The sequence below is a fragment of the Streptomyces sp. NPDC085946 genome, assembly GCF_044540485.1.
Lineage (GTDB): Bacteria > Actinomycetota > Actinomycetes > Streptomycetales > Streptomycetaceae > Streptomyces.
On the sequence record NZ_JBITSF010000004.1, the window covers coordinates 243648 to 257601 of the forward strand.

A 13954-nucleotide genomic window follows, 5' to 3' on the forward strand; every position below is an offset into this window, starting at 1 on the left:
CGGGCGGGCGCCGGGGCCGGCCGGTGCCGGCCGCCGTCAGCTCGACGCCTGGTCGTTGTCCTTCATCGCGCCCCAGCCGTGCCAGCGGTCGACCTCGATCCACGCGCTGACCCGGGGACGGCTCCGCTCCGGGTACGGCTTGCCGGTGTAGTGCCGGGAGAGGCGGTCGATGTCCCCCAGGTCCTCGTCGTCGTACGTCTCGACGACACGGCCGACGATGCTGACGTGGGTGTACCAGTCGTCGCCGGCGAGGACCGTGAGGGTCACGCGCGGGTCGCGGCGCAGGTGCTTCAGGCGGACCCGGCCCGCGTCCAGGTTGATCAGCACGCGGCCGTCCTCCCACAGGTACCAGGTGGCGGTGGAGACGGGCGTGCCGTCGGAGCGGAGGGTGGCCATCACGCACGGGTTGGGGCGGCGCAGCAGGTCCTCGGCCTCGGGGGGCAGCGGGGGCTTGGACACGGGGTGCTCCTTCCAGGGGGTTTCTCGGTCGTCGGGGGCCGGCCCGCGCCGGGGGGCGCGCGGCGGGGCCCGCCGCACAGCCCTAGGTGAGGGCGGCCAGCGGATCGTCCAGCACCGGCTGCCAGGCCAGCTCCGCGGCGCCCACCAGGCTGTTGTGGTCGAGCGTGCACGCCAGGATGGGTACCCCGCCGCTCTGGCCCCACAAGCTCCGTTCGGCGACGACCGCGCGCAGCCGCTCCGGGTCGGCGCCCAGCAGGGTGCGGTGCAGGCCGCCCAGGATGATCCGGTCGGGGTTGAGGATGTTCACCAGGCCCGCGAGGCCGAGGCCGAGGCGGTCGATGAGGGCCTCGGTGGCGGCGCGGACGGCCGGGTCGTCGTAGCGGTAGCGGATCAGGTCGACGGCCTGCTGGAGCAGGGACACCTCGGGGCCCGGCTCCAGTCCCGCCGCGGTGAGGAACGCCAGCGGGTCGGCCTCCACGTCCAGGCAGCCCCGGCTGCCGCAGTGGCAGGGGCGGCCCTCGGGGTTGACGGTGAGGTGGCCGACCTCCAGGGCGAGACCCGAACTGCCCGTGTGCAGCCGCCCGTCCAGCACCAGCGCGCCGCCGACGCCCCGGTGGCCGGTGGCCACGCACAGCAGGTGGCGGGCGCCGCGCCCGGCGCCGTGCCGGTGCTCGGCGAGCGCGGCGAGGTTGACGTCGTTGGCGGCGAAGGCGGGCCCGTCGATGCCGGCCGCGCGGACCTGCTCGGCGAAGATCTCCGCCACGGGCGCGCCCGCGGGCCAGGCCAGGTGCAGCGGGTTCAGCGCCAGCCCGGCAGGCCGGGCGACCGCGGACGGTACGGCGAGGCCCGCGCCGACGCACCGGCGCCCGGTCTGCCGCAGCAGCTCCGCGCCCGCCTCGACGACGGAGCCGAGCACCTTGGCCGGGTCGGCGTCGACGACCTCGCAGCCGGGCGCGGTGGCCACGATCCGGCCGCCCAGTCCGACCAGCGCGGCCCGGAAGCCGTCGGCGTGCACCTGCGCGGCGAGCGCGACGGGGCCCTCCTCGGCGACCGCGAGCCGGTGCGAGGGCCGCCCCTGGGAACCCGCCGCCGCGCCCGGCCGGGCGTCGACCCGGATCAGCCCGAGCGCCTCCAGTTCGGCGGCGACCGCGCCGGCCGTGGCACGGGTCACGCCGAGCTCGGCGGTGAGCACGGCGCGGGTCGGGGCCCGGCCGGTGTGCACGAGCTCCAGCGCGGGGCCGAGCGCGCCGCGCCCCCGGTCCAGCCGCGTCCTCGAGGTGGTCCCTTCCCCCGCCGGCCGGGGGTCCGCCTTCCCGCTCATGAGGGTGAGTCTCCCATGATCCGCAGGTACGGCGGCCTACCGGCCGCTGACCCGGAGCGTGATGTTCAGCCGCCCGGTCAGCCCCAACTCCCGGGGTGCCGTGCCCGCGTGCACCCGGGGCACGCCGTGGTGGGCGAGGCGGGACGGCCCGCCGAAGACGAACAGGTCGCCGCTGCGCAGCTCGACGTCCGTGTAGGGCCGGGTGCGCGTGGCGGTGTTGCCGAAGCGGAAGACGCAGGTGTCGCCGAGGCTCAGCGACACCACCGGCGCGTCCGCCTCCTCGTCGCTGTCGCGGTGCATGCCCATGCGGGCGTCGCCGTCGTAGAAGTTGATCAGGGCGATGTCGTACGCCGCGCCGGCCGCCGCGGGGCCGAGGGCGTCGGCCGCGGCCCGGCGGCCGAGGGCGCCGAGCCAGGCCGGGAAGGGCTTGACGGGGGCGCCGTCGCCGTCGACGACGGTGCGGGCGTAGCCGTACGGGTACCAGTGCCAGCCCAGGCAGACCTGCCGGGCGGTCATCGTGCCGCCGCCGGGGGTGCGGACCGTGCGCAGGCCCGCCGGCGGGCGGGCCCACTCCCGGCACGCCGCGAGGAGGTCGCGCTGCGCGGCGGCGTCCAGCCAGTCCGGCACGTGGACGGCGCCGGGCGCGACCTGCGCGCGGGGGCGGGGGAACAGCTCGGCGTCCATGGCTCCCATCCTGCCCGAACGGGCCTGAGCTGCGGCTCGGCTAGCCTGGACGCACGATGAACGACCGTATGACGACGCCCTGGGGCGAGCTCGCGCTGACCCGTTTCCCCGAGGACCCGCGTGAGAGGCTGCGCGCCTGGGACGCCTCCGACGAGTACCTGCTCCGGCACCTCGCCGAGGAGGACGTGCCGCTGTCGGGCACGGTCGTGATCCTCGGGGACCGCTGGGGCGCGCTGACCACCGCGCTGGCGGCGCACGGGCCGGTGCAGATCACCGACTCGCACCTGGCGCAGGAGGCGACCCGCGCGAACCTGGCGCGCGGCGGTGCCGGGCCGGACGCGGTCCGGTTGCTCACCACCCAGGACGAGCCGCCGGGCCGGGTCGACGTGCTGCTGGTCCGGGTGCCCAAGAGCCTGGCGCTCCTGGAGGACCAGCTGCTGCGGCTGGCGCCCTCGGTGCACGAGGGCACGGTGGTCGTCGGCACCGGGATGGTCAAGGAGATCCACACCTCGACGCTGGAGCTGTTCGAGCGGATCCTCGGGCCGACCCGGACCTCGCTCGCCGTGAAGAAGGCCCGGCTCGTCCTGTGCACGCCGGACCCGGCCCTGGAGCGGCCCGCCAATCCGTGGCCGTACCGCTACACGCTGCCCGACGGCATCGGCCCGGTCTCGGGCCGGACCGTCGTCAACCACGCGGGGGTGTTCTGCGCGGACCGGCTGGACATCGGCACCCGGTTCTTCCTGCGGCACCTGCCGGACACGCGCGCGCACGCGCCGGGGACGGGCGGCCGGGCGCCGGGGGCGGACGGTGCCCGGCGGGTGGTGGACCTGGGGTGCGGCAACGGGGTGGTCGGCACGGCGGTGGCGCTGGCCGATCCCGGGGCGGAGGTGCTGTTCGTCGACGAGTCGTTCCAGGCCGTGGCCTCGGCGGAGGCGACGTACCGGGCCGGCGGGGCGCCGGGGCGCGCGGAGTTCCGGGTCGGGGACGGCCTGGCGGGCGTGCCGTCGGGCAGCGTGGACCTCGTGCTCAACAACCCGCCGTTCCACTCGCACCAGGCGACGACCGACGCCACGGCGTGGCGGATGTTCACCGGGGCGCGGCGGGTGCTGCGGCCGGGCGGGGAGCTGTGGGTGGTCGGCAACCGGCACCTGGGCTACCACGTGAAGCTGCGGCGGCTGTTCGGCAACAGCCGGCTCGTCGCCAGTGACCCGAAGTTCGTGGTGCTCAAGGCCGTCAAGCGGTAGTCCGCCCGCTCCCGCCGACCACCCGGACGAGCGCCGCCACGGTGGCGGCCATGGCCTCCCGGCCCGCCGCGAGGTAGTGCCGCGGGTCGACGGCCCCGGGGTGCGCCGCCAGGTACGCCCTGATCCCGCCGGTCAGGGCGATGTTGAGGGCGGTGCCGATGTTGACCTTGGCGATGCCGCCCGCGACCGCCGCGGCCAGTTCGCGGTCCGGGACGCCGGAGGAGCCGTGCAGGACGAGCGGCACGTCCAGGGCGGCGGACAGGCGTGCCAGCAGGGCGTGGTCGAGGGCGGCGGTGCGGGTGGTCATGGCGTGGGCGCTGCCGATCGCCACGGCGAGGGCGTCCACGCCGGAGCCGGCGACGAAGGCGCGGGCCTCGTCGGGGTCGGTGCGGGCACCGGGGGCGTGGGGGTCCAGCGGGCGCCCGGCGGGCCCGTCCCGTCCGGCCTTGCCGCCGATCCGCCCCAGCTCGGCCTCGATCCACAGCCCTCGGGCGTGCGCCCGGGCGACGGCCGCCCGGGTCGCCGCGAGGTTCTCCGCGTAGGGCAGCCGGGCCGCGTCGTACATGACGGAGCTGAAGCCGGCGTCGGGCGCCTGGCGCAGCAGGGTGTCGCTCCGCACGTGGTCGAGGTGCAGGGCGACCGGTACGGCGGCGTGTTCGGCGGCGGCGACGGCCGCGCGGGCCAGCGGGAGCAGGCGGCCGTGGCGGAAGCGCACCGCGTTCTCGCTGACCTGGAGCACGACGGGCGCACCGGCCGACTCCGCGCCCGCGACGACGGCTTCGACGTGCTCCAGGGTGATGACGTTGAACGAGGCGACGGCCGAGCGGGCCGCGGCGGCGCGCCGGACGAGCTCGCCGGTGGTCGTGAGGGGCACGGCTTCTCCTCTGCTGGTGCCGGGGCCGGCCGGGCCGCGGGGGCAGGGCCGGCCGGGGTCGTGCCGGGGCGGTCCGGATCGTGCCGTCGCGCCGGGGTCTTCGCGGGGCGGTCCGGGCCGTCTCAGGCGTCGAGGATCACCGAGCGGGTGAGGTGGCGCGGCCGGTCCGGGTCGAGGCCGCGCGCCGCCGCGACGGCGACCGCGAGCCGCTGGGCGCGCACCAGTTCGGCGAGCGGGTCGAGGGTGCCCCCGATCCACAGCGCGCCGGTCTCCCGGACCTGGCGGGCCAGTCCCGGCGGGGCCTCGCCGAGCATCCAGGTGGCGGTGGTGCCGGTGGTGACGCTGATGGGGCCGTGCCGGTACTCCATCGCCGGGTAGGCCTCCGTCCAGCACTGCGCGGCCTCGCGCAGCTTCAGCGCGGCCTCGTGCGCCAGTCCCACGGTCCAGCCGCGCCCGAGGAAGGCGAACTGCGTGCGGTCGGCCAGGCCGTCGGGCAGCGGCGTGGTCAGGGCCGTGTGCGCGTCGGCGACGACCGCGTGCCGGTGCAGGCCGAGGTGGGCGCGGAGCAGGGTGAGGGCCGTGGTGGCGAACCGGGTCTGCACGACCGAGCGTTCGTCGGCGTAGTCGAGGACGACGGTGTCGTCGGCGGCCGCCGTGACGGGCGTGTCCGGGCCGGCGGTGACGGCGGTGGTCCGGATGCGTCCCCGTACCCGCGCCAGCAGGCCGAGGACCTCGGTGGTCGTGCCCGAGCGGGTCAGGGCCACCACACGGTCGTACGCCCGCGCGTACGGGAACTCCGAGGCGGCGAAGGCGTCCGTCTCGCCCTGTCCCGCGCCCTCGCGCAGTCCGGCGATCGCCTGGGCCATGAAGAAGGAGGTGCCGCAGCCGACCACCGCGACCCGCTCCCCGGGGGCCGGCAGCACCCGGCGCCAGGAGCCCGCGTCGGCCGCGGCGCGCGTCCAGCACGCGGGCTGGCTGGTGAGTTCGTCCTCGACATGCGTCATGCCCCACCCCCGAGATGACCGTTCCTGCAAGATAGCCGCCGCTTCCGAGCACCTTCAAGCATGCTGCGCGGGATCGGCCGGGCGCGTTAGGGTCGCCCGGACGTCGGGGAACGAGCGCGGACCGGAGGTGCGGATGTCGCGGGACGCCCGCTGGAAGGAGCTGCTGGAGCTGCTCGTCGAGCGCGGCCGGCTGGAGGTCGAGGAGGCGGCCGCCGAGCTGGGGGTGTCGGCCGCGACGATCCGGCGGGACCTCGACCGGCTCGCCGAGCAGCAGATGCTGGTGCGCACCCGGGGCGGCGCGGTCGTGCACGGGGTGTCCTACGAGCTGCCGCTGCGGTACAAGACGGCGCGCCGCGCGCCGGAGAAGCAGCGCATCGCCGAGGCGGTGGCCGCCCTCGTCGCGCCCGGCGAGGCGGTCGGGCTGACCGGGGGCACGACGACCACCGAGGTGGCCCGGGCGCTGGCCGTGCGCGGCGACCTGGCCTCCGGCTCGCCCGCCCTGACCGTGGTGACGAACGCGCTGAACATCGCCAACGAGCTGGCGGTGCGGCCGCAGTTCAAGATCGTGGTGACGGGCGGGGTGGCGCGGGCCCAGTCGTACGAGCTCGTCGGGCCGCTCGCGGACGGGGTGCTCGACCGGATCACGCTGGACGTGGCGGTGCTCGGCGTCGTCGCCTTCGACGTCACGGACGGGGCGGCCGCGCACGACGAGGCGGAGGCGGCGGTCGACCGGCTGCTGTGCGAGCGGGCCGCGCGGGTGGTCGTGGCCGCCGACTCCAGCAAGCTGGGCCGGCGGGCCTTCGCCCGGATCTGCGCGGCCGAGGCGGTGGACACCCTGGTCACGGACGCGGCCGCCGCGCCGGAGACGGTCCGGCGGTTCGAGGAGGCGGGGCTGCGGGTCGTGCTGGTCTGAGGTCCGGGCCCCCGCGGCGCGGCCGGGCCGGGGGTGCCACCGCGCCCGGCGCCCGCCCGCTCACCGCTCCCCCGCGCCCGGCTGCGCCTAAGCTGAGGCGAAGGAGGCTGCGATGAGCGGAACCAGTGGTACCGCATCCGGCGCGGACGGCTCCGGCGCCCCGCGCTACCTGCCGATCGCCGAGCACGGGCTGATCGGCGACCTGCGCACCGTGGCCCTGGTGGGCACCGACGGCACGATCGACTGGTACTGCTGCCCGGCCTTCGACTCCCCGAGCGTCTTCGCCGCCGTCCTGGACGCGGAGCGCGGCGGCCGCTTCGCGCTGGCGGCGGCCGTACCGGCCCGCACCAAGCAGTTCTACTTCCCCGACACCAACGTCCTGATCACCCGCTTCTTCACCGAGGACGGGGTCGGCGAGGTGCAGGACTTCATGCCGGTCGGCGGGACGGCGGCCGAGGCGGAGCGGCACCGGCTGATCCGGCGGGTGGTGTGCGTGCGCGGGGCGCTGCCGTTCCGGACCCGGGTGGCGCCCCGGTTCGACTACGGCCGGCAGCCGCACGAGGTGCGGCTCCGGGACGACGTGGCGGTGTTCGAGTCCGACGGGACGGCGCTCGCGCTGACCTCGACCGTGCCGCTGGACACCGACGGCCCGGACGTGCGGGCGGAGTTCAAGCTCGCCGAGGGCGAGTCGGCGGTCTTCGCGCTGGATCAGGTCGGCGGGCCGGTGTTCCCGCGGCGGTGCGCCCGGACCGAGGCCGAGGAGCAGTTCGCCGCGACGGTGGCGTACTGGCGGCACTGGCTGTCCGCCTCCCGGTACAAGGGCCGCTAGCGGGAGATGGTGCACCGCTCCGCCCTCACCCTGAAGCTGCTCACCCACGCGCCCACCGGGGCGATCGTGGCCGCGCCGACGACCAGCCTGCCCGAACGGCTCGGCGGCGAGCGCAACTGGGACTACCGGTACGTGTGGGTGCGGGACGCGGCCTTCTGCGTGTACGCGCTGCTCCGGCTGGGTTTCACCGGCGAGGCCTCGGCGTTCATGACGTTCCTGACCCGGCACATCAGCCCGGGCGCCGGCAAGTCCTCCGGACCGCTGCAGGTCATGTACGGCATCGACGGCCGCACCGAGCTGCCGGAGGAGGAGCTCGGCCACCTGGAGGGGCACCACGGCTCGGCCCCGGTGCGGATCGGCAACGCCGCCGCCGACCAGCTCCAGCTCGACATCTACGGCGCGCTCATCGACTCCGTCTACCTCTACGACAAGTGGGCCGAGCCCATCTCCAGCGGCCAGTGGGACGACGTGTGCGCGCTGGTGGACTGGGTGTGCGCGCACTGGGACCAGCCCGACGAGGGCGTCTGGGAGACCCGCGGCGGGCGCAAGAACTTCCTGTACTCCCGGCTGATGTGCTGGGTGGCCGTGGAACGGGCCATCCGGCTGGCGAACCGGCGCGGCCTGCCCGCCGACCTGCCGCGCTGGCGGGAGTGCCGCGACACGATCTACCGGCGGATCATGGCCCGCGGGTGGTGCGAGGCGCGCGGGGCCTTCGTCCAGCACGAGGACGGCGAGGTGCTGGACGCGGCGGTGCTGATGATGCCGCTGAGCAAGTTCATCGCCCCCACCGACCCCAAGTGGCTGTCGACCCTCGACGTCCTCACCGAGGAGCTGGTCTCCGACTCGCTGGTCTACCGGTACGACCCGGGGGCCAGCCCCGACGGGGTGCGCGGCGACGAGGGCACGTTCTCCATCTGCTCGTTCTGGTACGTCGAGGCGCTGACCCGGGCCGGCCGGCTCGACGACGCGCGGCTCGCCTTCGAGAAGATGCTGACGTACGCCAACCACCTCGGCCTGTACGCCGAGGAGATCAGCCGCACCGGGGAGCAGGAGGGCAACTTCCCGCAGGCGTTCACCCATCTGGCGCTCATCAGCGCGGCGTTCAACCTGGACCGGGCGCTGGGCTGACGGGCCCGTCAGTGGCCGTGGCCGCCGGAGGAGTGCCCCTCCGGGTGCCCGGAGGGCTGTGCGGACCCGGGGGTCTGCGAGGCCGTCGCCGCCTCCCCGGTCCGGACCGTGAACGCCGCCGTGCGGACGGCTCCGTCGTGCCGGAAGTCGAGGAACAGGCGGTAGGCGCCGGCGCTGGGGGCGGTGGCCGTGAAGGAGATGTCCGGGCCGGGCCGCGTGGTGCCGTCGCCGGGTTCGCCGTTGGGGTGGACGTGCAGGTAGGCGAGGTCGCCGGAGCGCAGCGCCACCAGGTGGCCGTAGGCGCCGAGGTAGGGCTGGAGGTCCGTGACGGGCCTGCCGTCGCGCAGGACGCGGAGCTTCAGTTCGCTCGCCGTGCCGGGGCGCAGCGTTCCGGTCAGCCGGACCTCGTAGCCGTCGACCCGGGCCGTGGTGTCGGGCGCGGGGAGGGGCTTGGGGTCGTAGCGGCCCGCCACGGCCAGGTCGGCGCCGAGCGTGAGGTTGCCGGCGCCCTCGCCGGCCGGGGTGAAGTCGGCGAAGACCCGGTAGCCGCCCGCGCGGGGCAGGTCGACCGGGGTGCTCCAGGTGCCGTCGGCGGCGCGGACGGGGTGCAGGTGGCGGTAGGTGGTCAGGTCGCGTGACGCCACGATGAGGTGCAGTTCCTTGTCGTGTGCGCGCTGGTAGGCGGTGACGGCGCGGCCGTCGGCGTCGCGGACGGTGAAGCGGAGGTCGGTGCGCTCCCCGGCCGTGACGCGCGGGGTGCCCAGGTCGAGGGTGTAGCCCCGCTCCGAGATCTGCAGGCCGCCGGCCGGGGGTGCCCCGTGCCCGGCGTGGCCGCCGCCTCCGCCCGCGGTGGGCGAGGACCCGCCGTGCTCCCGTGCGTGCCGCGGCGCGTCGTCGGCGACGACCGGGTCGAAGCCCTGCCCGACGCCGTACGCCGTGCCGAAGGCGGCGGCGAGTGCGGCGGCGAACGCGGTGATCTTCAGTCCGGTGTTCATGGCCGTCCCTCCTTGGGGGTCCAGGGCCTCGCCTCGTGAGGCCTCCCTACAGCTCACCATACCCCTGGGGGGTATGAAGTCAAGCAACGACACCGCTTGCGCCAGATACCCCCTGGGGGTATAAACGAGTCCGACGGGGCGGTACCCCTGCCCCGTATCCCTACCGACCTGCTCGCCCGGCCGAACCTCTGGAGGAACCCATGTCCGTCACCGCCTACGCCGTCTCCGGCATGTCCTGCGGCCACTGCGAGGCCACGCTCACCCGGGTCATAGCCGCGCTGGACGGCGTCACCGGCGTCTCGGTGGACCTCCCCGCCGGACGGGTCACCGTGACCAGCGCGGCCGAGCCCGACGACGCCCTGATCGCCAGGGTTGTCGACGAGGCCGGCTACCGGCTGACCGGCCGGGCCTGACCCGCCGACCACACCCCGAGGAGCAGCCATGACCACCGGCACGACCGGCGCCACCACGGAGGCAGAGCTCGCCATCGGCGGCATGACCTGCGCCTCGTGCGCGGCGCGCGTCGAGAAGAAGCTCAACCGGATGGACGGCGTCACCGCCACCGTCAACTACGCCACCGAGAAGGCCCGGGTGCGCTACGGCGCGGGCGTGTCCGTGCGCGACCTGATCGCCGTCGTCGAGGCGACCGGGTACACCGCGCGGGAACCCGGACCCCCCGAGCGGCCCGGCGGGCCGGCCGGGGACGCCGAGGACCCCGGCGGCACCGACGAACTCCGGCCGCTGCGGCAGCGGTTGGTCACGGCGGTGGCGCTGACCGTGCCCGTCGTCGCGATGGCGATGGTCCCGGCCCTGCAGTTCGACTTCTGGCAGTGGCTGTCCCTGACGCTGGCCGCGCCGGTCGTGACGTACGCCGCGTGGCCCTTCCACCGGGCGGCGTTCACCAACGCGCGGCACGGCGCGGCCACCATGGACACCCTGGTCTCGCTCGGCACCTCGGCGGCGTTCCTGTGGTCCGTCTGGGCGCTGTTCCTCGGCACGGCGGGCACGCCGGGCATGACGCACCCCTTCGAGCTGACCGTCGCCCGCGGCGACGGCACCGGGAACATCTACCTGGAGGCCGCCGCCGGGGTCACCGCCTTCCTGCTGGCCGGGCGGTACTTCGAGGCCCGGGCCAAGCGGCGGGCGGGCGCGGCGCTGCGGGCGCTGCTGGAGCTGGGCGCCAAGGACGTCACCCTGCTGCTCCCCGACGGCGGTGAACACACGGTCCCCATAAGCGAGTTGAAGCCCGGCGACCGCTTCCTGGTCCGGCCCGGCGAGAAGATCGCCACCGACGGGACGGTGGTCGAGGGGTCCTCCGCCGTGGACGCCGCCCTGCTCACCGGGGAGTCCGTGCCCGTGGAGGTGACGCCCGGGGACCCGGTCACCGGCGCCACGCTCAACGCCGGCGGCCGTCTGGTCGTCGAGGCCACCCGGGTCGGCGCGGACACGCAGCTGGCGCGGATGGCCCGGATGGTGGAGGACGCGCAGAACGGCAAGGCCGCGGCCCAGCGGCTCGCCGACCGGATCTCCGCCGTGTTCGTCCCGGTGGTCATCGCCCTGGCCTTCGCCACGCTGGGCTTCTGGATCGGCAACGGCGCCGGGCCGACCGCCGCGTTCACCGCCGCGGTCGCCGTGCTGATCATCGCCTGCCCCTGCGCCCTGGGGCTCGCCACGCCCACCGCGCTCATGGTCGGCACCGGGCGCGGCGCGCAGCTCGGCATCCTCATCAAGGGCCCGGAGGTCCTGGAGTCCACCCGCCGGGCCGACACCGTCGTCCTGGACAAGACCGGCACCGTCACCACCGGCCGGATGACGCTGCTGGCCGTGCACGCCGCCGAGGGCACCGACGAGGCCGAGGTGCTGCGCCTGGCGGGGGCGCTGGAGCACGCCTCCGAGCACCCGGTCGCGCGGGCCGTCGCCGACGGGGCGCTGGAGAAGCTGGGTGCGCTGCCCGTCCCGGAGGACTTCGCGAACGTGCCCGGTCTCGGCGTGCGGGGCGTGGTGGACGGCCACGCGGTGCTGGTGGGCCGGGAACGGCTGCTGGCCGACCGGTCGCTGGAACTGCCGGCCGGTCTGGCCCGGGCCGGGGCGGCGGCCGAGCAGGCCGGGCGCACCGCCGTCGCGGTCGCCTGGGACGGCGAGGCGCGGGCGGTCCTGGAGGTCGCCGACGCGGTGAAGGAGACCAGCGCCGAAGCCGTACGGCGGCTGCGCGCCCTCGGGCTGCGGCCGATCCTGCTGACCGGCGACAACGCGGCGGTGGCCCGGTCCGTCGCCCGCGAGGTGGGCATCGCGCCGGAGGACGTGGTCGCCGAGGTGCTCCCGCAGGACAAGGTCGACGTCGTCCGGCGGCTCCAGGCCGAGGGCCGCGTGGTCGCGATGGTCGGCGACGGCGTCAACGACGCCGCCGCGCTCGCCCGGGCCGACCTGGGGCTGGCCATGGGCACCGGCACGGACGCCGCGATCGAGGCCGGGGACCTGACGCTGGTCCGGGGCGACCTGCGGGCCGCGGCGGACGCGATCCGGCTGGCCCGCCGCACCCTCGGCACCATCCGCTCCAACCTCTTCTGGGCCTTCGCCTACAACGTCGCCGCCCTGCCGCTCGCGGCGGCCGGGCTGCTCAACCCGATGATCGCGGGGGCGGCCATGGCGTTCTCGTCGGTCTTCGTCGTCGCCAACTCGCTGCGGCTGCGCACCTTCCGGGCCGCGGACTGACCGGTCCGGCCGGACGTCCGTGCGGCACCGCCGGTGAGACTCACCGGCGGTGCCACACCAGCGTGTAGCGCCAGAACAGGCGGCGGCGCAGCCGCGCGCCGGGCAGCACGGCCCGCGCCGCGCGGGCGATGGCGGCGAAGTCCTCGTCGGCCTCCCGGACCGGCGCGGTCATCGAGAGGGGCCGGGGCGCCGGGCGGCCCCCGGTCCGGTACCAGGCGAGGACGAGGTTGAGCGGGACGGACACCGCGCCGAGCAGGTGGTCGACGGGGGTCCGTGCGCGGGCGACGCCGACGACGACCAGCGTCCCGCCGGGCGCCAGGTGGTCGCGCAGGACGGTCAGGGCACGGGTGAGCGGCAGGTGGTGCAGGACGGCGACGCAGGTGACGGCGTCGTACGTCCGGTCGGGCAGACCGGTCAGCGCGTCGGCGACCGTGTAGGTGACCGGGGCGTCCGCGGGTGTCAGCGCGCGTGCCGCGGCCGTGATCACCGGGTCGGAGTCGATGCCGTGCACCTCCCGGGCCCGGGTGGCCAGCAGCCGGACCAGGTCACCGCTGCCGCAGCCGACGTCCAGGGCGCTGCCGGGGCGCCGGGGCAGCCGGCGCAGGATCCAGCGGTGGAAGCGGGCGTTGTGGTCCCAGGGGTGGGCGGCGTGGAAGCGGTCCAGGGCGCGCAGGACACGGAGCGGCGAGGAGGGCATGCCCACCAGTACACCAAGGGGCGTGTCCGGGCCGACCGTCCGTCAGTTCCCGCGCGGGGCCCGGGACCGTCCGTCGCACGCCCCGGCCGCCCGCCGCCCCGCCCGCAGGCCGGACCGGCCCTCCCGCGGTCCTGCACCGCCGCCGCGCACCGGACCGGACGGCCGTACGGCCCCGCCGGAGCGCCCCTGCGGGCGGCGCGGGCCGGGTCCGTGGCGGCGGTGGCGCCGGTGATACGGGGGGCGTGAGGGGTCTCACCGGGTGGAACACCTTTAGGGTGGGCACTCATCGGGTCCCGGCCCGGCGAAGGCGCGCCCGGCACGCACCGCCGGCCGGACCGTGCTCCGCAACGCCACCGCAGGAGAAGGACATGACCGAACCCACCCCGGACGAGGCCGCCGTCCGCCCCCTCGTCACGGCGGAGGAGCCCGCCACCGGACCGGGCCGGGCCCTGTCCGCCGTGCTGCACGACCTGCGGGCGGTGGACGGCGCCCTCTACGCGGCGGTGGCCGCCACGCCCACGCCGACGCTGGACCGGGCGCTGCGCCGCCTGTCCCACGCGGCCGACCACTCGAAGATCTCGTTCGCCATCGCCGCCGCCCTCGCCCTCGGCGAGGGCCGGCCGCGCAGGGCGGCGCTCGCCGGGGTCGGCGCGATCGCCGTGGCCTCCGCCTCCGCCAACCTGCTCGGCAAGCGCCTGGTGCGCCGGGCGCGGCCGGACCGGGAGGCGGCGCGGGTGACCGTGGACCGGCACGTCCCCATGCCGGAGTCGGCGTCGTTCCCGTCGGGGCACACGGCGTCGGCGGTCGCCTTCGCCACCGCCGTCGGCGTGGTCCTGCCGCCGGCGGCGGTCCCGCTGGGGGCGCTGGCGGGTGCCGTGGGCTACTCCCGGGTGCACACGGGCGTGCACTACCCGGGCGACGTCGCCGCCGGGGCGGTCCTCGGCATCGCGAGCGCGGCGGCGTCGCTGGCGGCCGCCGCGGCGGCGACCGCCGAGTCGTCGCGGTGGCGGACGGCCGCCGCGGCGGGCCGCGCCCTGCTGCGGCGCGGCCGCGCGGGAGGCTGAGCCGTCGGCCGGGTGCGGCCCCGCCGGGGC

At 76.4% G+C, this 13954-nt stretch carries 12 protein-coding genes and 1 pseudogene; 6 read left to right on the forward strand and 7 right to left on the reverse strand.

What is annotated here, in order from left to right; translation table 11 throughout:
• Positions 1-36 precede the first annotated feature (36 nt).
• The 3 genes from ACIF8T_RS11160 to ACIF8T_RS11170 form a co-directional block, all read right to left on the reverse strand.
• Positions 37-459, reverse strand: a complete 423-nt coding sequence (locus tag ACIF8T_RS11160) for a PPOX class F420-dependent oxidoreductase (protein ID WP_400033523.1) — start codon at positions 457-459, stop codon at positions 37-39.
• Positions 460-541: 82 nt separating this feature from the next.
• Positions 542-1780, reverse strand: coding sequence for an ROK family protein (locus ACIF8T_RS11165; protein ID WP_400033525.1), 1239 nt, complete (start codon positions 1778-1780; stop codon positions 542-544).
• A 36-nt stretch (positions 1781-1816) separates the two neighbouring features.
• Positions 1817-2464, reverse strand: coding sequence for an alpha-ketoglutarate-dependent dioxygenase AlkB family protein (locus ACIF8T_RS11170; protein ID WP_400033527.1), 648 nt, complete (start codon positions 2462-2464; stop codon positions 1817-1819).
• Between the two features lie 68 nt (positions 2465-2532).
• Here ACIF8T_RS11170 and ACIF8T_RS11175 point away from each other — a divergent pair, with 68 nt between their 5' ends.
• Positions 2533-3708 (forward strand): methyltransferase, encoded by a 1176-nt coding sequence (locus ACIF8T_RS11175; protein ID WP_400033927.1) that lies wholly within the window; start codon positions 2533-2535, stop codon positions 3706-3708.
• Here ACIF8T_RS11175 and ACIF8T_RS11180 read toward each other — a convergent pair.
• The gene (locus ACIF8T_RS11180; protein WP_400033529.1) at positions 3698-4582 is read right to left on the reverse strand and encodes a ketose-bisphosphate aldolase; all 885 of its coding nucleotides are present in this window, start codon (positions 4580-4582) and stop codon (positions 3698-3700) included. The genes ACIF8T_RS11175 and ACIF8T_RS11180 overlap by 11 nt on opposite strands.
• Positions 4583-4704: 122 nt before the next feature.
• Positions 4705-5586, reverse strand: a complete 882-nt coding sequence (locus ACIF8T_RS11185; protein ID WP_400033531.1) for an SIS domain-containing protein — start codon at positions 5584-5586, stop codon at positions 4705-4707.
• A 133-nt stretch (positions 5587-5719) separates the two neighbouring features.
• On the opposite strand from ACIF8T_RS11185, the gene ACIF8T_RS11190 reads away from it, so the two are divergent.
• Both ACIF8T_RS11190 and ACIF8T_RS11195 read left to right on the forward strand, forming a co-directional pair.
• Positions 5720-6499 (forward strand): DeoR/GlpR family DNA-binding transcription regulator, encoded by a 780-nt coding sequence (locus ACIF8T_RS11190; protein ID WP_400033533.1) that lies wholly within the window; start codon positions 5720-5722, stop codon positions 6497-6499.
• Positions 6500-6611: 112 nt separating this feature from the next.
• Positions 6612-8456: pseudogene (locus ACIF8T_RS11195) on the forward strand (glycoside hydrolase family 15 protein).
• An 8-nt stretch (positions 8457-8464) separates the two neighbouring features.
• Here the strand turns inward: ACIF8T_RS11195 and ACIF8T_RS11200 are convergent.
• Positions 8465-9451: a hypothetical protein gene (locus ACIF8T_RS11200; protein ID WP_400033535.1), complete on the reverse strand. Its 987-nt coding sequence runs from the start codon at positions 9449-9451 to the stop codon at positions 8465-8467.
• Positions 9452-9651: 200 nt separating this feature from the next.
• On the opposite strand from ACIF8T_RS11200, the gene ACIF8T_RS11205 reads away from it, so the two are divergent.
• Both ACIF8T_RS11205 and ACIF8T_RS11210 read left to right on the forward strand, forming a co-directional pair.
• On the forward strand, positions 9652-9864 hold the full coding sequence (locus ACIF8T_RS11205; RefSeq protein WP_400033537.1) for a heavy-metal-associated domain-containing protein: 213 nt from the start codon (positions 9652-9654) through the stop codon (positions 9862-9864).
• A gap of 28 nt (positions 9865-9892) precedes the next feature.
• Entirely contained in the window at positions 9893-12163 is a 2271-nt protein-coding gene (locus ACIF8T_RS11210; protein WP_400033539.1) for a heavy metal translocating P-type ATPase, read from the forward strand.
• 40 nt (positions 12164-12203) lie between these two features.
• Here ACIF8T_RS11210 and ACIF8T_RS11215 read toward each other — a convergent pair whose 3' ends face one another.
• Positions 12204-12860: a class I SAM-dependent methyltransferase gene (locus ACIF8T_RS11215; RefSeq protein ID WP_400033540.1), complete on the reverse strand. Its 657-nt coding sequence runs from the start codon at positions 12858-12860 to the stop codon at positions 12204-12206.
• 368 nt (positions 12861-13228) lie between these two features.
• Between ACIF8T_RS11215 and ACIF8T_RS11220 the strand changes: the two genes are divergently transcribed.
• Positions 13229-13924 carry a phosphatase PAP2 family protein gene (locus tag ACIF8T_RS11220; RefSeq protein ID WP_400033541.1) on the forward strand — a complete coding sequence of 232 codons (696 nt, stop codon included), beginning with the start codon at positions 13229-13231 and terminating at the stop codon, positions 13922-13924.
• Positions 13925-13954 lie beyond the last annotated feature (30 nt).

Coding starts and splice junctions, on each gene's coding strand:
- ACIF8T_RS11165 (WP_400033525.1), bottom strand. CDS start 1,780: ATGAGCGGGAAGGCGGACCCCCGGCCGGCGGGGGAAGGGACCACCTCG.
- ACIF8T_RS11170 (WP_400033527.1), bottom strand. CDS start 2,464: ATGGACGCCGAGCTGTTCCCCCGCCCCCGCGCGCAGGTCGCGCCCGGC.
- ACIF8T_RS11175 (WP_400033927.1), top strand. CDS start 2,533: ATGACGACGCCCTGGGGCGAGCTCGCGCTGACCCGTTTCCCCGAGGAC.
- ACIF8T_RS11185 (WP_400033531.1), bottom strand. CDS start 5,586: ATGACGCATGTCGAGGACGAACTCACCAGCCAGCCCGCGTGCTGGACG.
- ACIF8T_RS11190 (WP_400033533.1), top strand. CDS start 5,720: ATGTCGCGGGACGCCCGCTGGAAGGAGCTGCTGGAGCTGCTCGTCGAG.
- ACIF8T_RS11200 (WP_400033535.1), bottom strand. CDS start 9,451: ATGAACACCGGACTGAAGATCACCGCGTTCGCCGCCGCACTCGCCGCC.
- ACIF8T_RS11205 (WP_400033537.1), top strand. CDS start 9,652: ATGTCCGTCACCGCCTACGCCGTCTCCGGCATGTCCTGCGGCCACTGC.
- ACIF8T_RS11210 (WP_400033539.1), top strand. CDS start 9,893: ATGACCACCGGCACGACCGGCGCCACCACGGAGGCAGAGCTCGCCATC.
- ACIF8T_RS11215 (WP_400033540.1), bottom strand. CDS start 12,860: ATGCCCTCCTCGCCGCTCCGTGTCCTGCGCGCCCTGGACCGCTTCCAC.
- ACIF8T_RS11220 (WP_400033541.1), top strand. CDS start 13,229: ATGACCGAACCCACCCCGGACGAGGCCGCCGTCCGCCCCCTCGTCACG.